The sequence below is a fragment of the Caballeronia sp. BR00000012568055 genome (genome assembly GCF_029439455.1).
GTDB lineage: Bacteria > Pseudomonadota > Gammaproteobacteria > Burkholderiales > Burkholderiaceae > Caballeronia.
Genome location: NZ_JAQFVG010000357.1, coordinates 121,946 through 140,390, shown reverse-complemented (window position 1 = coordinate 140,390; position 18,445 = coordinate 121,946). Strand labels below are relative to the sequence as shown.

Below are 18,445 nucleotides of genomic sequence, written 5' to 3'. Positions count from 1 at the left end.
CGATGCTAGCGGCGCGTGTGTTCTCTGTCATTGACATAGAATCGCTGAATAATTGCCAATTTCATCAATACCGATATGTCAGTCGAACTTCGTCATGTGCGATGCGTGTTGAGCGTCGCGAAGCATCTGCACTTTTCGCGCGCGGCGGAAGAACTTGGTATCGCGCCGCCCGCATTGACGCGGCAAATTCAGGAAGCGGAGCGGCTGCTCGGCGCGCGCATGTTTCATCGGACCAAGCGGTCGGTGGCGCTGACGGCGGCGGGCGTCGCGTACCTGAGCGAAGCGAGCGCCGCGCTCGATCATCTGACGCGCGGCGCGGAACGGGCGGCGCTTGCGGAGCGTGGCGAGCTTGGGCGCATCGAGATCGGTTATGTCGGGTCGGCGGTCTATTCGGGCGTGTTGCAGGCGACGGTGCGCGAGTTTCGCGCGAAGTTTCCGCGTGTGGAGATTGGGATCGGCGAAATCGTGATGCGGGAGGCGGGCGCGTTGCTGGCCGAAGGGCGTATCGATATCGCGTATGTGCGGCCGCCGGTGCCGCAGCCAGAAGGCATCGCGGCGCGCACGGTGCATCGCGATGCGTTTATCGTCGCGTTGCCGGCGGATTCGGCGTTGTGCGCATCGGAGACGATTACGCCGGCGCAGTTGCGCGGGCAGTCGTTCGTGGTGCCGGAGCAGGAATCGGGCACGCTGGAAGTGGCGCGGCGCGGGCGTTTTACGCCGAATATCGTCGGGCAGCCGGGGACGCTGGCGGCCGTGCTCGCGCATGTATCGCTCGGCGGCGATGTGTCGATCGTGCCGCGTTCGCTCGCGCAATGCGTTGCGGTGCCGGGCGTGGAATATCGCGAGATCGCGGGACGGCCGGTGGCGTCGGAAGTCGCGATGTTGTATCGGCGATTCGAAAAAGCGCCTGCGGTGCGGGCGTTTCTCGAATTCAGCGCGAGTTAGTTGTCTATTTGCACCGCGATGCCGTTCTGCACGCGATCGAATAAATCGATGATGTCCGCGTTGTTCATGCGCACGCAGCCGAACGAAACCGGCGTGCCGATCAGATGCTCGTCCATCGTGCCGTGAATGTAGACGCGTCTGCGTAACGTATCCACGTCGCCGCCGCGATTCACGCCGCGTTCCATGCCTTGCAGCAGCATGATGCGCGAGAGCATCCAGTCGCGCTCCGGCTCGCGCGCGGCAAGTTCCGGACCGAAGACTTCGCCCGTTGCGCGGCGCGCGACGAACACGGCTTGATACGGCGCGTTTTCCCCGATCTTCAATCTCACGCGATGCAAGCCGAGCGGCGTGCCGCCACTGCCCGCGCGATTGCCCACGCCGTTGCGCGCGGTGGAAACGGGATAACGGCGCGTGCTGCCATCGGCTTCGGTAAGCGTCAGGGTTTGGGCGCGAATGCTGACATGGATTTTTTGCATGAGCAATACGCTATCACTTCGGCAACAAGGCATCGAGCGTTTCCGCGAAATTAACTTGATACAGCCGCGCCAGTTCGCTTGCCTGTTGTCTGAGTTCGTTGCGATCCGTTTGCATCGATGCGTACAAGGCTGCTTGCAGGTCATCGATTTCGACCACGCCTGCGGGATGCGACGCGTCCCACGTTTTCACGTACGCGCTTTGTTTTTTCGATTCGGGATGCAGAATGTTCGCGCGCGGCATGCCGTGCGCCATCGCCACGATGCGGCCGTGCAGACTGCTGCCTGCATACGCTTCGCTATTCGCGATCAGCGTGTTGATGTCCCAGATGTTCAGCGAATCGAATAGCGTGACTTCGGCGCGCTTCAGGTGCTTCAAAAGACGTTTGTACACGTCGATATCGTCGTGCCACGGCGCGGCGCCCGCGCGGAACAGAACGATATGCTGATCGATTCGATCCAGTTGCGAAGCGATGCGTTCGAGCGTGGCATCGTCGCCATAATCCGCGCTGAATTGCACGGCGATATAAGGGCGCTTGGCGGGTGCGCGTGCATCGAACAATTCAGTAATCAGCGATGCGGGATCGGGCGTCAGGCGTGCGTCGATGCCTGCTTCTTTGAGCGCTGCATGCGTTTGCAAATCGCGGACGCTGATATGGTCGGCACTGCGGAGTTTGTTCAGCAAGTCCGTATCGCTCAGATCGAGCGACGCGCCGCCAACCGCGTTGAAGCAAATCGACGATGCACACGCGAACGTCTCGCGGCCAAGCACATAAGGCGTTTGCGAATCCGTACCCAGCAACGCGCGGCGCGTGCCAAGCATCACCGCCGCTTCCTCCGCGCCGCACGTCAAAATTTCGCCGCCGACGTGCAGCAGCGCCACGCGTTCTCCCTTAGGTGCAGACGACAACGCAACGACTTTGTGCCCGCCGTACGCGCGCAGATCGCGCGCCGCCAGTCCGGCGAACACGGTTTGCGTATCGCGAATCAAACGCTTCGGAATCAGACGCTTCGCAATATGCGCAAACAACATGTCACCGAAGCTATGTCGATCGAACGCGCCGAAGAGAATCAGCATTCGAGTCCGCATCGTCCGCATCAAGTGGCCCTTCAATAAGCATGTCGAATGGTTCTATCAAATCGACACGCGACTCGGTAAGTTAAGCGGCATCGCAACTCAGGATACCGACATGAAGATGATCACCCGCACATTCCGCAACGGCAACACCATAGCCGTTCGCGTTCCCGTCGAATTCGGCTTTCCGGACACGGAACGAGAAGTCGAGATCGAGCGCGTAGGCGACGAACTGCGCATTCGCTCGTTGCGTCGCACGCCCGCGCCTACGCTTGAACAATACGCTCAGAACGACGAAACCAAGCGCGAAGAACGCTGATCTCGCCTCACTAAAGTCTAATTCTCGCCGATCACACTTCCCTTACACGTTGAATGACGGAGGGGAAAATGAAGATCGAAGCCGAACCTGTTGATGCCGATGCTTCCACGCAAGAAGAGGAAGTCGAGCCGACGTATGAAGAACTGCTGCCGTATCTGTTGTTGCCGATGGCGGGTGCGTATTGAATGTTTTGGATCTTTTGAAGGAACGACAGAACGCGCCATTCGGCGCGTTCTTTTGTTATGCAAATAAAAACGGCCTCGTGCGATTGCACGAGGCCGCTTATGCCGCTTATGCCGCTTATGCCGCTTATGCCGCTTATGCCGCTTATGCCGCTTATGCCGCTTATGGCAGGGAAATCAAACCGTCACACGCGTGATACCGCCGCTCGACAGCAAGCGCACTTGCTGCCCTGCATAGAACATTTGCCCGTCGTCCGCTTGCGTGATGGCGCGAAGATCGCCATTAGCCAGACGCACGGTAATTTCCAATCCGTTATGCCGATCCATCCTGCCCTGCACTTCGTTACCCGCCACCGCGCCCGCAATACCGCCGATGATGCCAGTCAGAATCGATCCGCGTCCGCCGCCGATCGCACTGCCCGCGACCGCGCCGAGCGCGCCGCCACCAAGCGCGCCGAAGGGCACGGAAGAGCCGTCGTTATCGATCGTCACGGGGCGCACGCTTTCCACGGTCGCCATGCGCACGGTTTGTTCGCGCTGCGTCTGCATGCCGCTGTAGATATCGGCGGAATTGCCCATGCTGGCGCAACCGCTCATGCCGACCGTGCAGACGGTGGCCAGTGCGCATACCGCGATGATGGACTTGTTCATGATTCGCTCCTCATTCGATTACGTGTAGGTGATTCGATATGCATGCATCGTATTCATGTTGAATGAGCGCTGAATGAGGGCGCCGCCGTGCTTGACCTGCGCACGCGATTGCGCATATACAGTGGCATCGACCGCGACCGGAGCCTTGAATGACAAGAACCGCGTTTTACGCCGCCGCACTGTGCTGTTCGCTCGTTGCCTGTTCGACCAACCAGCCGGGTTCGACGCCGCCACCCGGCACCATCACCACGACCATGCCATCGGGCGGCGTCTATAAAGGCTCGCTCAAGGGCAGCACGATGGACGCCACGCTGCTTATGTTGTTCGACGGCACCGCGTATCTCTTCTATGGCAGCGCGAGCGGCACGAACCTCGCGGGCGTCGCGGTCGCCACGAACGGCGCGCAGACCAGCGACGGGCGCTTCGCCAGCAACAACGCGCTGGATTACCGCGTCGGCGCGGCGCCCGCCAAGCCCGTCACCTTTATCGCGAACTTCGCGCATGCGCCGTCCGTCACCGGCGCGGTCGTCAATAAAGACGGCAGTCCTGATCTCGAATACGGCGTAGCCGCCGCACCGATGCTCGATATCGCGCCGAGCCAGGCCAACGCGGGCGGCTTGTACAGCGGGCGCGGCATGGCGCTCGGCGGCGTGACCGAAACGCGCATCACCGTGGCGGGCGATGGCTACCTCGCCGGCACCACGACATCGGGCTGCATCTTCAAGGGCACCGTGGCGGCGCATCCGGGCACCAATGCCTACGACGTTTCGGTCACCTTCGGACCTGCTCCCTGCCCGCTTCCCGACGCGACCGTCAAGGGCAATGCGGTGCTTGACGGACCGCGTCTGCTGGTCGCGTTGCCGAGTCCGGACCGCAGCAACGTGTTCCTTTTCGATGGCCGGAAATAGATGCCGTCTCATCGTACGGGCATGCAAAAAACAACTCGTCCATTGCTTAACTGAGCGAAATGTGTCCTAAGATAATTGAGCCCAAAGTGTGAAATCGTGGCGTGCGTGCCCCTGGCCGGTGCAGGCCGCGCGCCCCGAGCGAAGTTGCAGTCTTGTTGTTCGAGGGTCTGTGCACTCGCAAACAGTTACGCGAACGTTCGAAATCGGCCTCAGGGCAAGAAGTAAGGAGTGCCGTTTGGTTAGCCAAACAAGCGACGCACGAAGCCGCCATGAGGCCGAGTTCGGGCGTTCCCGAAGGGTTGCCCCAAAGGGGCAACGCGTGGCTGTTTGCGAGTGCACAGACCCTCTAGCCCCCAGAAGCCAAGAACAGCTTTCTATAGAACCGAAGCCGGATGAATCCGCGTCCGGTTGGGTCGATGAACAGGAGACAAGCCGATGAACGCAACGCTCAAGCTCTTACCTCTGGCCGCCGGCGCGATGCTCGCGTGTGTATCGGCGGCGCACGCGGCACAACCCGCGCAGCCCGCCGCCCCGAAGGACAACGTCCAGACGATGTCCAACTTCCGCACCACCGGCACCACCGCGCCTGCCGAAACCATCCCGCAAGGCGGCCCGACCGCCGATGCGCTGCGCAAGAATCTCGAACAGATCAAGCTGCCGCCCGGCTTCAAGATCGACCTGTACGCGATCGTGCCCGAAGCGCGCGCAATGGCGATCGAGCCATCGACGGGCGTGGTATTCGTCGGCACGCGCAAGAATCGCGTGTGGCAGGTGACCGATCGCACGCATCAGCGCGTAGCCAGCGATGTGGCGCAGTTTGCATCGGCGGTGACGTTCAAGGTGCCCAACGGCGTGTGCTTCTCGCCCGATGGCGTGCTCTATGTGGTCGAGCAGAATCGCGTGCTCGGGTTTCCGGCCGCGCAATTCTTCGGCGAAGGCGGGCCGGACGTGGCCGCTGCCGTCGTCGTGCCGCAAGGCAAGCTGATTCCGACGCAGTTCGAGAGCTTCAATCACGGCGCGCGTTATTGCCGCATCGGGCCGGACAAGAAGTTGTATATCGCGCTGGGTCAGCCGTGGAATGTTCCGGCCAAGGACAAATGGCCCGAGCTGAACAAGGCGGGGCTGGCGGGCATTATCCGGATGGATCAGGACGGCAAGAATCGCGAAATCTATGCGCATGGCATTCGTAATTCGGTCGGCCTCGACTTCAATCAAAAGGACAAGACGCTGTGGTTCACGGATAACCAGGTAGATGGCATGGGTGACGATATCCCGCCCGGCGAGCTGAATCACGCAACCGCGGCGGGACAGAACTTTGGCTTCCCGTGGTACGGCGGCGGCAAGGTGCGCACAGTCGAATACAAGGACGAAACGCCGCCCGCGAATCTCACTTTCCCGCAGGTTGAGTTCGCTGCGCACGCCGCCGACCTCGGCATGTCGTTCTACAACGGCAAGCAGTTCCCGCAGAAGTACCAAGGCGGCATTTTCGATGCGGAACACGGCTCGTGGAACCGCACCAAGCCGATCGGCGCGCGCATCATGTATATCCCCATCAAAGACGATGGCACCGCGGGCGAAGCGGAAGTTTTCGCGGAAGGCTGGCTCACGCCGAGCGGCGAATATATGGGCCGCCCGGTCGATGTGCAGATGCTGCAAGACGGCTCGCTGCTCGTTTCGGACGATTACGCCGGCGCGATCTATCGCATCTCTTATACGGGTGCGAAATGAGCGGGTGCGAAGTGAAGCACGCGTGGGTCGGCATGCTGCTGGCGGCGGTATCGCTGAGCTCGTTCGCGGCGGGCGATATCAAGGCGGGGCGCGTGAAGGCGGCGCAGTGCGCGGCGTGTCACGGCATCGACGGGTTGTCGAAACAGCCGGACGCGCCGAACCTCGCGGGTCAGACGGAGGAGTATCTGACCAAGGCGCTCGGCGACTTTCGCTCGGGCGCGCGCCAGAACGAGATGATGTCGGTGATGGCCAAAAATCTGTCCGATGCGGATATCGCCAATCTTGCGGCGTACTATCACAGCCTGGGCGAAAAGCAGTGAGGGCATCGGCGTCATTGATGCTCGCAATCATCCCGATTGCAAAATTCTTTGTTTTCGGGCTTGACTTGGGGGATTAAGGGTTTATACTAACTCTTGTCTCCTCCATGTCTCAACCGATATGGATTCAAGCCCGCTCTCATGAGCGGGCTTTTTTTTCGCCTATCGCTGTATGCTTTTTCCCGTCTGTACGTTTTTCAAGTACATTTCAGGATGAACATACGCATGTACGTTATTTGCCTGCTGTACGTTTTAAGCGTACATTAGATAAAAACGTACATCCATATGACTCAATCCAACCGCCCGACCGCCGCCGAACAGCAAGCGCTGACACTTGCCTGCCAGGCATTTGCCGATGCCACGCGCCATTACCAGGCCGCGCCGCACGCATCGACTAAAAACGGCGATGCGTGGATTCGCTTCACCATCGCGGGAAAGCGAATCGATATGCCCGTGCTGATTAAAGCGGGCGCGCATGGCGCAAACGCCATCGTCAATCGCATGGTTTCGCAGCCCGCGCATGACGATGCGCGCCCGCTGATGCTCGTCACGCAGCACGTCACGCCGAAACTCGCGGAGAGTTTGATCGCCGCAAACATCCCTTTTCTCGATACCGCCGGCAACGTCTATCTCCAAGAGCCGGAAGCCACGATCATGATCGTCGGGCGCGCGCAGCCGACGCTGAATCGCACGGATCAGACGTCGCGTTCGACCACGCCGAAAGGCTTGCGCGTGACCTTCGCGTTGCTAACGCGGCCGGGTTTGGCGCAGGAGCCGTATCGAACGATTGCGGCGCAGTCGGCGGTGGCGCTGAACACCGTCAATCTGGCGATGGACGATCTGATGGAGCGCGGCCTCGTCGTGGTCAAAGGCGGGCAGCGGGTGATTGCGGATCGGCGGCGGTTGATCGAGGATTGGGTGACTCTGTATCCGACGCGTCTGCGTCCGAAGCTTGGGTCGCGCCGGTTCATCAGCCTGAGGAAAGAGAAAGATTGGTACAGCGAAGCGCGCGTCGGCGGCGAGACCGGCGCGGATATGCTGACGCACGAGATCAAGCCCGCATCGCTGACGCTTTACGTGCACGGCGGCATCACGCCGAATCTGATGGCGAAGGGATTGCTGCGGCCCGCCAATGTAGGCCATGTCGAAATTCTGGACGCGTTCTGGCCTGAAAAAGCGGAAGCGGGCTGGAATTTACCAAATCGCGAAGTCGTCCATCCGCTGCTGGTCTATGCCGATCTGATCATGTCCGGCGATGACCGCCATCGCGCCGTCGCGCAAACGCTCTATGACCGATACCTCGCCAGCGATCCCGCATAAAATCCCCGCCGATCGCCCCGTCGATCCGCTGACGATCGCGTTGCTGCGCGACGTGAAGGACGCGTGCGCATCGGTGGGCGCGGGTTTCGTGCTCGCGGGCGCGACCGCGCGCGACATGCTGATGTGGCATCTGCACGGCCTCAAATCCAGCGTCGCCACGCGCGATGTCGATATCGCCATCTGCGCAATAAGCTGGCCGTTCCACGATGCGCTCATCGACACGCTCGTGCAGACGCAGCGCTTCCGTCGTCATCCGAAGCAACAGCAGAAGCTGCTGTTCAAACCACGCGCGGACGCATACGAAAGCGAACTGGATATCGTGCCTTTCGGTCCGATCGAAGCGCCGGCTGGCGAGATCCGCTGGCCACCGGATGGCGATATCGTCATGACGGTGCTCGGTTTTCAGGAGGCAGTCGATACCGCGCAGCCGATTGATATAGGCGAAGGACTCGAGGTGCCGGTCGTGACGCTGCCCGCATTCGTGCTGCTCAAATTGTTCGCGTGGATGGATCGGCGGCTGAAAAAGAATACCGATGCCACCGACCTCCTCTTCGTGCTTCGCAATTATTTCGATGCAGGAAACGCCGAACGCACCTACGCCCACGCGATAGACCTGCTCGAAGCGGCGAACTTCGATGTCACGCTGGCCGCCGCCGGCTTGCTCGGCCGCGAGATACGTGACCTCGCGTATCCCGCGACGTATGCCGCGCTGCGTGAGTTGCTGCAAACGCCCAAAACATACGAAACGCTGCGGCAAGACTTCCAGGCACGCGCCGCGATGCAACTCGGTGGTTTCATCGACGATTCGGACGCGTTGCTGGCCGCCTTTGTCAGAGAGTTGTTCTGAGGGGTGAAACGCCCAACCCGGCCCCGGGCGAAGTTGGGTGTGCTGTCCGGGATTCATCGATCCCGTTTGTCATGTGAACTAGTCTCCCCGCTCGCCCCGTCTACGCGGGTTGGGGTTTTCTGCACGAAGCACCCCGGCTTCGATTGTCACTGGTCGTTGTCCACAGTTTTTGTTCACAAGCCTGTGGATATCATTTTAGGTACTGCTGCAACTGCTTGTTTTCACACCACTTGCATTGCACGCCCGACAATGCGCCGTGATTTGGGTCCCTCACCGGTCCAAGTCCTAGTCCTGATCCGTCGCGCACGAGGCAAACAACGTGCTCATGCGATTGGTCTCGACGCTGAAGATCGATTGCGGTGCGGTTGCCGCGCTGAGTTCATCGGATGCCGACTGCGGCAGCGCGAATACGATCGTGCTGGTCGCAAGCAACGCGATCAACATCGCAAAGAGCCAGGATAGGACGTACATAGCCGGTGCCTCGTCAAGTGAAACCCCCGTTTCCGTTTTTTGCGCCTTGAACGTCAGCGCTTGAGATGAAGGTTAAGGCCGCGCGGCGTTTCGCACGACCCTACCGACGGAGGGACTTGAAGGAGGGTGAGATCAGCGGGTATCGGGGGCGGCGAGCGGGGAGACGCCTTGCGCTCGAGCGGCGGCGTCCTGTGCACGCATCGCGCGGATAAAGCCGTCGCGTGCCTGCAAGCGCGTCCAATACTGTGCGATGGGCGGCGCGAAGCGATCATCGAGACCAATATGCTGCGCCAGCATCAGCGCATAGCCGACGGAAATGTCCGCAGCCGTAAAGCGGCCCGCGCAGAGATAGTCCTGTTGTTCGAGCAAGGGCGCGAGCTTGCTCAATCGCGACAGAAACCACTTCGCATAGTCTTCAGCGACTTGCGGCTGACGACGCTCCGGCGGTTCCAACTGCGTGTATCGAAGCACAAGCGTCTGCGGAAACGTGAGCGTCGCTTCGCCGAAATGCAGGAAGTTGAGATAGCGCCCGAACTCCGCTTCATGCGGGGCAACATCGAGCGCGCCCGGCGAATAGCGCGCCGCCAGATACTGGCAGATCGCGGCGGATTCGGTCATGAAAAGCGCATCGTCGATGAAAGCGGGAATGGTGCCGAGCGGATTCACCTCCATGAACGCGCGCGCATGCACGCGCGGCGGAAACGGCAGCATCTTCAATTCATACGGCACACCGATTTCTTCCAGCGCCCAAAGCGGCCTGAACGAACGCGCGCTGACGCAATGATGCAGCGTAATCATCTGCGTCTACGCGAGCCACGAAGGCTTGCGCTTTTCGAGGAAACTGCGCACGCCCTCGCGCCCTTCATCCGATGCACGAATCCGCGCAATACGTTCCGCCGTATCCGCAATCAGCGCTTCGTCGATGGTCTTTTCCGCGAGATCCGCGACAAGTAACTTGCACTCGCGCACCGCATTCGGACTATTCGATGCCACCGCACTCGCGATCGCATCGACGGTCGCATCGAGTTGATCGGCGCTGGCGATCTGATGCACGAAGCCGATGCGCAGCGCTTCGTTTGCATCGAAACGTTCGGCCGTCACGAAGTAGCGATGCGCGGCGCGCGCGCCCATCGCGCGAATCACGTACGGGGCGATGGTCGCGGGCATCAAACCAAGCCGCGCTTCCGACAGACAAAACTGCGCGCTGTCCGCCGTCACCGCGATATCGCACGCGGCGACCAGGCCCATGCCGCCCGCGTAGGCATCGCCCTGGACGCGCGCGATTACGGGCTTCGCGCTCGTGTAAATGGTGTTGAGCATGGTCGCGAGACTCAGTGCATCGGCGCGATTTTCCGCTTCCGAATAGTCCGCCATGCGCTTCATGTAATTGAGGTCCGCGCCCGCGCAGAACGCCGGGCCGTTTGCCGCGAGCACGATCACGCGCACGGTGGCGTCGTCGTTGAGCGCGCGGAAAGCGGCGGTCAGTTCGACGATGGTGGCGTCGTCGAACGCGTTGCGCACATCGGGCCGATCCAGCGTCACGCGCGCGATGCGCCCGTCTACCGCGATCTTCAGGCGTTGCAGATTCATTGCATCGGTCATGAGTCGTCTCCTGCGGCTGAATTGAGCATCGCTCAGTTTTAAGTCGATGATTCGCCGCGTCGTTCAATAAGTTTCGACTAAAAATGGCTGGAAGGTCAACTCATATCTATGAGCCACACTCACAAAGCCAAAAGCACACAATCATCCGATCAGTCCAATACCCATCATGTCACGGGGCGGACATGCGCGAACGCAATATAGTCGTATATATTACGGTGCGCACCGCGCCCGCTCTGGACCTGCGGCAGCGTCATCAAGAAGCCCAATCAACAAAATACAGGAGCTTTACGTGAAGACTCGTCTCTTGCGCGCCTTGCTTGCCGTCGCGATCGGCGCGGCTGCATCGTCGGCATTTGCCGGTGAAGTGCAGGTCGCCGTCGCGGCCAATTTCACTGCGCCCGTGCAAGCCATCGCCGCCGATTTTGAGAAGGACACCGGCAATAAGGTGGTGGCATCGTTCGGTGCGACCGGCCAGTTCTACGCGCAGATCAAGAACGGCGCGCCCTTCGAAGTGTTCCTCGCCGCCGATGACACCACGCCCGCCAAGCTCGAAAAAGAAGGCATGACCGTGCCGGGCAGCCGCTTCACGTACGCCACCGGCGCGCTCGCGCTGTGGTCGGCGAAAGACGGTTATGTCGATGACAAAGGCGACGTGCTGAAGAAGAACGCGTTCACGCACATCGCGATTGCCAATCCGAAAGCCGCGCCGTATGGCCTCGCCGCTTATCAGACGCTCGACAAACTCGGCCTGACCGATGCGATCAAGCCGAAGGTCGTCGAAGGTCAGAACATCTCGCAGACGCAGCAGTTCGTCGCGACCGGCAACGCGGAACTGGGCTTCGTCGCGCTGTCGCAAATCTACAAGGACGGCAAAATCACGAACGGCTCCGCATGGCTCGTGCCCGCCGATCTTCACGAACCGATCAAGCAGGACGCGGTCATCCTGAACAAGGGCAAGGACAATCCGGTCGCGAAGCAATTCGAAGACTATCTGAAGGGTCCGAAGGCGGCTGCCGTCATCAAATCATTCGGCTATCAACTGTAATTCGCAATGCTCTTGCCGTTCGATAGCGCCGATATTCAGGCCGTCACGCTGACGCTGGAACTGGCGTCGCTGACGACGGCGCTGTTGCTCGTCATCGGCACGCCGATCGCGTGGTGGCTTGCACGCACGCGCTCGCGCATGAAGGGCATCGTCGGCGCGGTGGTGGCGCTGCCGCTGGTGCTGCCGCCGACGGTCATCGGCTTCTATCTGCTCGTGTTGATGGGACCGAACGGCGTGGTCGGCAAGTTCACGCAGACGCTGGGCATCGGCTTGTTGCCGTTCACGTTCGCGGGTCTCGTGTGCGGCTCCGTCATCTATTCGATGCCCTTCGTCGTGCAGCCCTTGCAGAACGCGTTCGATGCCATCGGCAGCCGTCCGCTGGAAGCTGCAGCCACGTTACGCGCCGGACCGTGGGATACATTTTTCACGGTGGCGCTGCCGCTCGCGCGGCCGGGCATCGTCACGGCGACGATTCTCGGCTTTGCGCATACCGTCGGCGAATTCGGCGTGGTGCTGATGATCGGCGGCAATATTCCGGGCAGGACGCGCGTGGTCTCCGTGCAGATTTACGATCACGTCGAAGCGCTCGAATACGCGCAGGCGCACTGGCTCGCGGGCGGCATGGTGGTGTTTTCGTTCATCATTCTTCTGCTGCTTTACTCGCGCAGACGGACTGCATCGGCTCATGTCTGAACTCGCTTCTCAACGCGATTCCGCCAGCGCAATCGAAGCGCGCTTTTTGGTCGATCATCACGACTTCACGCTCGATCTCGATCTCACTTTGCCCGGACGCGGCGTGACCGCGATCTTCGGCCATTCGGGTTCGGGCAAGACTACGTTATTGCGATGTCTTGCGGGACTGGCGCGGCCGAAGCAAGGCAAGCTCGTCGTCAACGGCGAAGTCTGGCTCGATACCGAACGCGACATTTTTCTGCCGACGCACAAGCGCCCGCTCGGCTACGTCTTTCAGGAAGCGAGCCTGTTTCCGCACTTGAGCGTGCAGAAGAATCTGCGATACGGCCTCGAGCGCGTGCCGGCCGCGCAGCGTCGCGTCGATCTGGCGCAGGCGGCGGAACTGCTCGGCATCGGGCAACTGCTTGAGCGCATGCCGGCGGGATTGTCGGGCGGCGAGCGGCAGCGCGTGGGGATCGCGCGGGCGCTGCTGACGAGTCCGCGATTACTTTTGCTCGATGAACCGCTTGCATCGCTCGATCAGAAACGCAAGCTCGAAATCCTGCCGTACCTCGAACGCCTTCACGACGAACTCGATATCCCGATGCTCTACGTCAGCCACGCGCCCGAAGAAGTGGCGCGGCTGGCCGATCATCTGGTGCTGCTCGAAGCGGGCCGCGCGCTCGCCAGCGGCCCGATCGCCGATACGCTCGCGCGTCTGGACCTGCCGCTCGCTTTTATCGACGATGCTTCCGTCGTGCTGGAAGGCGTGGTCGCGGATCACGACAGCCGATACGGTCTGCTCTCTTTGATGCTGCCCGGCAACCGCGCTGCGCTCAAATTCGTCCACGCTCCGCTCGATGCGGGCAAGCCAATGCGCATCACCGTGAAAGCGCGTGACGTGAGTCTGATGACCGGCATCTACGAACACGAATTCAGCAGCGTGCTGAACGTGCTGCCCGCCAAAGTGATCGAAATCGCCGACGATGCCACGCCCGCGCAAGTGGTCGTGCGTCTCGATGTCGATGGCTCGCCGCTGCTCGCGCGGATTACGCGATATTCGATCGAAAGGCTGGAGATCAAAGTCGGGATGCAGGTTTGGGCCCAGGTTAAAGCGGTTTCGTTGCTTGCCTGAGCGCCACATGCTGCAACAACATAATCGTCTTGCCATCCATGATCTCCCCGCGCTCGATCATCTTCATCGCTTCGCTTAACGGCACTTCGAGCACTTCGATTTCCTCGCCCTCTTCCGCCACGCCGCCGCCATCATTCACGCGCATTGAACCGTCGTATTCGCCGAGATAGAAGTAAAGCTTCTCGGTCACCGATCCCGGACTCATAAACGCCTCGAAAACCTTTTCGATGTGTTGCACGCGATAACCCGTCTCCTCTTCCACTTCCGCGCGAATCCGGTCCTCCGGTGACGCGTTATCGAGCAATCCGCCCGGCGCTTCGATCAGCATGCCGTCGTGATCGTTGACGAACGCGGGCATGCGGAACTGGCGCGTCAGCAGCACCGTGCCGGTCTTCGGGTTATGCAGAAGAATGGTCGCGCCATTGCCGCGATCGTACGTTTCGCGACTCTGACGCTGCCACGTGCCATCGCGCCGCTGAAAATCGAAGGTCACTTTTCGCAGCACGTACCAGTCGTCCGACAGGATGGTGGTATCGAGTACGCGCACGCGTTCCTGGGTCTTGCTCATGGTGATTGGTCTCCTCATCGACTTTTCGATGCGATCATGGTAGCGTGCAGTTTCGTGCAATATCAAGATATTTCGTGCAAACCTATGTTGACGAGCCAACGCAAGAAAGCCATCCTCGACGCGCTCAAACGCGACGGCCACGTGCTGGCGACGGAACTCAGTGCGAGCTTCGGCGTGTCCGAAGACACCGTGCGGCGCGATCTGCGCGAGCTTGCCGCCGAAGGTCTGCTGCAACGCGTACACGGCGGCGCGCTGCCCGCGTCGCCGGCTACGGCATCGTTCGCGCGGCGGCAGGAAATGGAGTCGGACGCGAAGCGGCAAATCGCGCGGCGCGCGGCGGAGATGATCGCGCCGGGTCAGGTCGTCATCATCGACGGCGGCACCACGTCCGCGCTGCTCGTGCAGCAATTGCCCGCGAATCTCGCGGCGACGGTCGTCACGCATAGTCCGAGCGTGGCAGTCGCGCTGGCCGAACATCCATCGGTCGATGTCGTGTTGATCGGCGGCAAGCTGTACAAGCACTCCATCGTCACGGTCGGCGCCGCTGCCGTCGAAGCGATGTCGCATATCAACGCCGATCTGTATTTCATGGGCGTCACCGGCGTGCACGCGCAAGCGGGTTTATCGACTGGCGATTTCGAAGAAGCGCACGTCAAACGCGCGTTGGCGGCGCGGGCGGCGGAAACCGTGGTGCTCGCATCGGCGGCGAAGTTGAATGCGGCGTCGGCGTATCGGATTGGCGGGATCGAGCTGGCGCAGACCGTGATCGTCGAAGCATCGACCGATACGAAGCTCACTGAGCCGCTGGAGAAGGCGGGAATCAGCGTAGTGCATGCTTAAAACTTTCAACGCTTTGTTATCTCGTAACAGCCAGAAAAATTCGCGCCAGTGCGTGTAATTGAAATTCTCTTCGAAGTGGCTTAGCGTTTGATATTGGGCCGACATCGGCCGCTCAACGGCAGCAAGGGAGTCCGGAATTTGCCGGACATCCCGAATCAGCGAACATTTTTTCTGGAGACCGTCGTGAACCGCCTCATCAAGGCTTTGATCGCGCTGTCGGTCGTCGGCACGGCTTGTATCGCCGGCAACGCGTATGCGTGGGCCCGCGTCGGCGTGTATGTCGGCGGACCGGTTTATTACCCGTACGCGCCGCCTGTGCCGTATTACTACTATCCGCCGCCGCCCGTTTATGTCGCGCCGCCCCAGCCGCCCGCGCCGGTCACCTACGTCGAACAGGGACAAGCGCCCGCCGCCGATCCCGGCGCGCCCGCGCAGCAGCCCGGCACGTGGTACTACTGCGAGTCCGCGAAGGCGTACTACCCGTATGTGAAGCAATGCAGCAGCGGATGGCGCGAAGTGCCTGCGTCGCCGCAGCCATCGAACTAGGCGAGCCATGAAGCGATTTCGCATGAACACGAACACATCACGGCTCGCGCTGATTCTCGCGGCGCTCGGCGTATCACTTTCGGCCTGTACCGTGATGCCGACCGGACCGAGCGTGATGGCGCTGCCGGGTTCCAACAAGACATTCGATCAATTCCGCTCCGACGACGGTTCCTGTCGCCAGTTCGCTTTGCAGCAGGTCGGCGGTGTCGATGCCAACACAGCCGCGACCAATAGCGCGGTCGGAAGCGCGGTGGTCGGCACGGCGCTGGGCGCGGCAGCGGGCGCGGCGTTCGGTGGCGGGACGGGCGCGGCCATCGGCGCGGGCGCAGGTTTGCTGACCGGCAGCGCGATCGGTATGGGCACATCGCAGGCATCGGGCTATAACGTGCAGCAGCGTTACGACTACGCGTATCTGCAATGTATGTACGCAGCGGGCGATAAGGTGCCGGTGCGTGGCGGCGTGCGCACCGTGCAGCCATCGGCGGGTGCGGCGTACACCACGCCGCCGCCTCCGCCGCCTCCTCCGGGGTGGCAGCCGCCGCCGGGGTCGTATTAAGTTTGGGGAGCCGCTTCTGCCGTGATTTTGCAGTGCGGCTTCACATACACAATCGCGCTCGCGTACGCATGGGCCTCTGGCGCAGGGAAGTACTGTTGTTTGTACACGACCACGGCCGTCACTATATTTTCCTTGCCGGCCTCCAATGAACACCAGACGCCATATTGCGTCCGTTCATGCGGACTCAGGTGATACGTTTCGCGTCCGGCCGCCTTGAAGGGCACGCCGGTTCTATATCCGCCGTTCACCTGCAGATAAATCTCCTTGATCTCTACGGAGTAAAGGTCGCCACGCTCGACGATCAGCGTCGTTGCGGCTTTCACGCCATCTTCCGTTCGATGCTGCGTTACTTCCATCGTCAAGCTGAGTGAAGCCGCAAGGCTTCCGGACGCTACCCTGTATGCGAAAAACGCCGACGCGCCGATGATGCCGAGGCCTTTTACCAGCGTGTCCATCACCGGTTTGTCGGCGGCCGCGTGCCGAAAGTCACAGAACATGACAGCGACCACAATGACATCCAGGACGCCGAGCAAGATCAAACCGCCTATCGTCCAGGAACGTACCTTTGCTTCACCACTGTCCATTTTCCCCTCCACAGAACGCCAGCCCGCGTTCCATACTCACTGCCGCTTCACAGGCAATGGCGTCTCGGGAATCACCGGCGGCGCCACAAACAAGCCGATCACCCAGCCGATATAAAACCGCAGATCGCTCCACAATTCCGAACGCTCGTAGATACGAAACGCCTGCACGTTCGCCAGCCACAACACGGCCTGAAGCGCGCCGGTCAGCGCCAGCCAGGTCAGCGCGATCACGGCGGTGGCGCGGGCGCATCGGCCGAAAGTGGTGACGTCCCATTGTTCGCGCACGATCAGGCATCCGGCGATCAGAATCGCGAGCGCGGGGATGATGGTCGTCAGCAGCACGCGCGCTTGCCATTCGAACGCCACCGCCGTCAGATAACCCGCGACGAGCGCGACCACCGCGGCCGTCCAGATCAGCCACTTCGGGCCGCGCGCCGCCAGCCACGCGAGCGTGATGAAAAACGGTATCGCCGCCCATTGCAGCGCGTTCGATACCGCCGTCACCAAATTTGCGCTCGCCTGCTCGTTCGAGTGACTCGCGGCGACATAGACCGTGATCGCTTCGTGCACGCACACCGCGACGAACGCGAAGCTCAGCGCTTCGCAGGCCGCGAACGCAGGCGACTTGCGCGTATGTCCCGATGACCCGCGCGCACGCTCGAGCAAGGGTTCCACAAAAAACGCCAGAATCGCGCCGATGAACATCGCGGCGGCGGCATCGGTCAGGGAGAAATGGCCGAATAGCGAAAACAGCCCTTGCCACAGGAATTCGGGCGCGGCGGCGCACACCGCCACCCACAGCGCGAAGAACAAACCGTTCGCAGCAAGTCTCGCCGACATGGCCACCTCGATGTGTGCTTCATTGCTGCGGTGGAATCGCTTGTTTCACTTGTTCGGTCAGCGCATCGCGCACGCGGAAACGCAGGTCGTGCGGTATCGAAAAACATTCGTAGGCGAGCGCCTGCGCAACGGTCACGACCTTCATTTCTTCATACCGTCGGCCGCTTTCGATCATCGCTTCGAACGCGTTGGCGCGCTCGTTGATTTCGATGGGATCCGCATCGACAAGCAATACCGCATGGGCGAGCACGGCGTAAAGCGGTTCCGCGCTGTCTTGCTGCGATACGCGACGCCAGTATTGCGCGGTGCCCGCAATCTTGCGCGCATCGTCGCCGGGGCCCCAGGCAAGATTGAAGCGGCCATCGCAGAACGAACCTTCGACGGCTTGCCAGTGCGCGAGCACGCCGAGCGATCTGAGGGCATCGGCGATTAGCGTGCAGAGATGGAGATAGACCGACTCGGACAGCGCGCCCATGGTCGCGCGCACGGGATACGCGAGGCTCAGATTCAGGATGCCCGGACCTTGCGGCACCAGTCCGCCGCCCGACAGACGCAGCCACACAGGACAGCCGCGCCGCGCAAATTCGATACGCGCATCGGCAAGCGACGCGTAGCGCTGATAGCTGCGTGGGACGATCAGCGAGACTGACGCTTCCCACAGATGCGCGACGGCTTCGCCGGATGCGGCGCGGGTGAGCAGAGCTTCCTCAGCCTGCATCGGGTCTTGAGGAAGCGACGATGAATCGATGAGGTCGAAGGGCATGGCATCGGCTAAAAGCGCGGCAATGCAGGCATGGTAGCGCGCCGCGTCCAAACGCGGC

24 protein-coding genes are annotated in these 18,445 nt (G+C 61.2%); 14 read left to right on the top strand and 10 right to left on the bottom strand.

Features of this window, described 5'->3' with window-relative positions; genetic code table 11:
• The first annotated feature begins 75 nt into the window (after positions 1 to 75).
• On the top strand, positions 76 to 945 hold the full coding sequence (locus tag P7F28_RS31605; protein ID WP_277189210.1) for a LysR family transcriptional regulator: 870 nt from the start codon (positions 76 to 78) through the stop codon (positions 943 to 945).
• Here the strand turns inward: P7F28_RS31605 and P7F28_RS31600 are convergent.
• Both P7F28_RS31600 and P7F28_RS31595 read right to left on the bottom strand, forming a co-directional pair.
• Positions 942 to 1,421: a L,D-transpeptidase gene (locus tag P7F28_RS31600; protein WP_277189209.1), complete on the bottom strand. Its 480-nt coding sequence runs from the start codon at positions 1,419 to 1,421 to the stop codon at positions 942 to 944. The two genes, P7F28_RS31605 and P7F28_RS31600, sit on opposite strands and share 4 nt — an antisense overlap.
• A gap of 13 nt (positions 1,422 to 1,434) precedes the next feature.
• A complete protein-coding gene (locus P7F28_RS31595) occupies positions 1,435 to 2,496 on the bottom strand; it encodes a polysaccharide pyruvyl transferase family protein (protein WP_277189208.1) in 1,062 nt (353 codons plus the stop codon).
• Positions 2,497 to 2,608: 112 nt separating this feature from the next.
• Here P7F28_RS31595 and P7F28_RS31590 point away from each other — a divergent pair, with 112 nt between their 5' ends.
• Positions 2,609 to 2,812 carry an AbrB family transcriptional regulator gene (locus P7F28_RS31590; RefSeq protein ID WP_306806100.1) on the top strand — a complete coding sequence of 68 codons (204 nt, stop codon included), beginning with the start codon at positions 2,609 to 2,611 and terminating at the stop codon, positions 2,810 to 2,812.
• A gap of 181 nt (positions 2,813 to 2,993) precedes the next feature.
• Complete coding sequence (locus tag P7F28_RS31585) at positions 2,994 to 3,191, top strand: hypothetical protein (protein ID WP_277189207.1); 198 nt, start codon at positions 2,994 to 2,996, stop codon at positions 3,189 to 3,191.
• Here the strand turns inward: P7F28_RS31585 and P7F28_RS31580 are convergent.
• A complete protein-coding gene (locus P7F28_RS31580; protein WP_277189255.1) occupies positions 3,172 to 3,648 on the bottom strand; it encodes a glycine zipper 2TM domain-containing protein in 477 nt (158 codons plus the stop codon). The genes P7F28_RS31585 and P7F28_RS31580 overlap by 20 nt on opposite strands.
• Before the next feature lie 146 nt (positions 3,649 to 3,794).
• On the opposite strand from P7F28_RS31580, the gene P7F28_RS31575 reads away from it, so the two are divergent.
• From P7F28_RS31575 to P7F28_RS31555, 5 genes are all read left to right on the top strand, one after another.
• Positions 3,795 to 4,553, top strand: a complete 759-nt coding sequence (locus P7F28_RS31575) for a hypothetical protein (protein ID WP_277189205.1) — start codon at positions 3,795 to 3,797, stop codon at positions 4,551 to 4,553.
• Positions 4,554 to 4,988: 435 nt separating this feature from the next.
• A complete protein-coding gene (locus tag P7F28_RS31570) occupies positions 4,989 to 6,281 on the top strand; it encodes a sorbosone dehydrogenase family protein (RefSeq protein WP_277189204.1) in 1,293 nt (430 codons plus the stop codon).
• Positions 6,278 to 6,601, top strand: a complete 324-nt coding sequence (locus P7F28_RS31565; RefSeq protein ID WP_277189203.1) for a cytochrome c — start codon at positions 6,278 to 6,280, stop codon at positions 6,599 to 6,601. Before P7F28_RS31570 ends, P7F28_RS31565 begins: the two co-directional genes overlap by 4 nt.
• A gap of 282 nt (positions 6,602 to 6,883) precedes the next feature.
• A complete protein-coding gene (locus P7F28_RS31560) occupies positions 6,884 to 7,918 on the top strand; it encodes a type IV toxin-antitoxin system AbiEi family antitoxin (protein ID WP_277189202.1) in 1,035 nt (344 codons plus the stop codon).
• Complete coding sequence (locus tag P7F28_RS31555; protein ID WP_277189201.1) at positions 7,887 to 8,765, top strand: nucleotidyl transferase AbiEii/AbiGii toxin family protein; 879 nt, start codon at positions 7,887 to 7,889, stop codon at positions 8,763 to 8,765. Before P7F28_RS31560 ends, P7F28_RS31555 begins: the two co-directional genes overlap by 32 nt.
• A gap of 285 nt (positions 8,766 to 9,050) precedes the next feature.
• On the opposite strand, the gene P7F28_RS31550 is transcribed toward P7F28_RS31555, so the two are convergent.
• The 3 genes from P7F28_RS31550 to P7F28_RS31540 form a co-directional block, all read right to left on the bottom strand.
• The gene (locus P7F28_RS31550) at positions 9,051 to 9,236 is read right to left on the bottom strand and encodes a hypothetical protein (protein ID WP_277189200.1); all 186 of its coding nucleotides are present in this window, start codon (positions 9,234 to 9,236) and stop codon (positions 9,051 to 9,053) included.
• A gap of 132 nt (positions 9,237 to 9,368) precedes the next feature.
• Complete coding sequence (locus P7F28_RS31545; RefSeq protein WP_277189199.1) at positions 9,369 to 10,034, bottom strand: glutathione S-transferase family protein; 666 nt, start codon at positions 10,032 to 10,034, stop codon at positions 9,369 to 9,371.
• 6 nt (positions 10,035 to 10,040) lie between these two features.
• Positions 10,041 to 10,838, bottom strand: coding sequence for an enoyl-CoA hydratase/isomerase family protein (locus P7F28_RS31540; RefSeq protein WP_277189197.1), 798 nt, complete (start codon positions 10,836 to 10,838; stop codon positions 10,041 to 10,043).
• A 289-nt stretch (positions 10,839 to 11,127) separates the two neighbouring features.
• Here P7F28_RS31540 and modA point away from each other — a divergent pair, with 289 nt between their 5' ends.
• Genes modA through modC form a run of 3 tightly spaced genes read left to right on the top strand, consistent with a single transcriptional unit; the run spans position 11,128 to position 13,690 of the window.
• Positions 11,128 to 11,883, top strand: coding sequence for a molybdate ABC transporter substrate-binding protein (modA, locus tag P7F28_RS31535; RefSeq protein ID WP_277189196.1), 756 nt, complete (start codon positions 11,128 to 11,130; stop codon positions 11,881 to 11,883).
• A 12-nt stretch (positions 11,884 to 11,895) separates the two neighbouring features.
• Positions 11,896 to 12,576, top strand: a complete 681-nt coding sequence (gene modB, locus P7F28_RS31530; protein ID WP_277189254.1) for a molybdate ABC transporter permease subunit — start codon at positions 11,896 to 11,898, stop codon at positions 12,574 to 12,576.
• Positions 12,569 to 13,690, top strand: coding sequence for a molybdenum ABC transporter ATP-binding protein (gene modC / locus P7F28_RS31525; RefSeq protein ID WP_277189195.1), 1,122 nt, complete (start codon positions 12,569 to 12,571; stop codon positions 13,688 to 13,690). The genes modB and modC overlap by 8 nt, the downstream gene beginning before the upstream one ends.
• Here the strand turns inward: modC and P7F28_RS31520 are convergent.
• On the bottom strand, positions 13,665 to 14,258 hold the full coding sequence (locus P7F28_RS31520; protein WP_277189194.1) for an NUDIX domain-containing protein: 594 nt from the start codon (positions 14,256 to 14,258) through the stop codon (positions 13,665 to 13,667). The two genes, modC and P7F28_RS31520, sit on opposite strands and share 26 nt — an antisense overlap.
• Before the next feature lie 36 nt (positions 14,259 to 14,294).
• Between P7F28_RS31520 and P7F28_RS31515 the strand changes: the two genes are divergently transcribed.
• From P7F28_RS31515 to P7F28_RS31505, 3 genes are all read left to right on the top strand, one after another.
• Complete coding sequence (locus P7F28_RS31515; RefSeq protein WP_277189193.1) at positions 14,295 to 15,098, top strand: DeoR/GlpR family DNA-binding transcription regulator; 804 nt, start codon at positions 14,295 to 14,297, stop codon at positions 15,096 to 15,098.
• A gap of 183 nt (positions 15,099 to 15,281) precedes the next feature.
• Positions 15,282 to 15,644 (top strand): hypothetical protein, encoded by a 363-nt coding sequence (locus P7F28_RS31510; protein ID WP_277189192.1) that lies wholly within the window; start codon positions 15,282 to 15,284, stop codon positions 15,642 to 15,644.
• A 22-nt stretch (positions 15,645 to 15,666) separates the two neighbouring features.
• The gene (locus P7F28_RS31505) at positions 15,667 to 16,200 is read left to right on the top strand and encodes a YMGG-like glycine zipper-containing protein (protein ID WP_277189191.1); all 534 of its coding nucleotides are present in this window, start codon (positions 15,667 to 15,669) and stop codon (positions 16,198 to 16,200) included.
• Here the strand turns inward: P7F28_RS31505 and P7F28_RS31500 are convergent.
• The 3 genes from P7F28_RS31500 to P7F28_RS31490 are packed head-to-tail and all read right to left on the bottom strand — an operon-like array spanning position 16,197 to position 18,387.
• The gene (locus tag P7F28_RS31500) at positions 16,197 to 16,784 is read right to left on the bottom strand and encodes a hypothetical protein (protein ID WP_277189190.1); all 588 of its coding nucleotides are present in this window, start codon (positions 16,782 to 16,784) and stop codon (positions 16,197 to 16,199) included. The two genes, P7F28_RS31505 and P7F28_RS31500, sit on opposite strands and share 4 nt — an antisense overlap.
• 36 nt (positions 16,785 to 16,820) lie before the next feature.
• Positions 16,821 to 17,624, bottom strand: coding sequence for a hypothetical protein (locus P7F28_RS31495; RefSeq protein WP_277189189.1), 804 nt, complete (start codon positions 17,622 to 17,624; stop codon positions 16,821 to 16,823).
• Between the two features lie 19 nt (positions 17,625 to 17,643).
• Positions 17,644 to 18,387, bottom strand: a complete 744-nt coding sequence (locus P7F28_RS31490) for a lipoate--protein ligase family protein (protein ID WP_277189188.1) — start codon at positions 18,385 to 18,387, stop codon at positions 17,644 to 17,646.
• Positions 18,388 to 18,445: the final 58 nt, after the last annotated feature.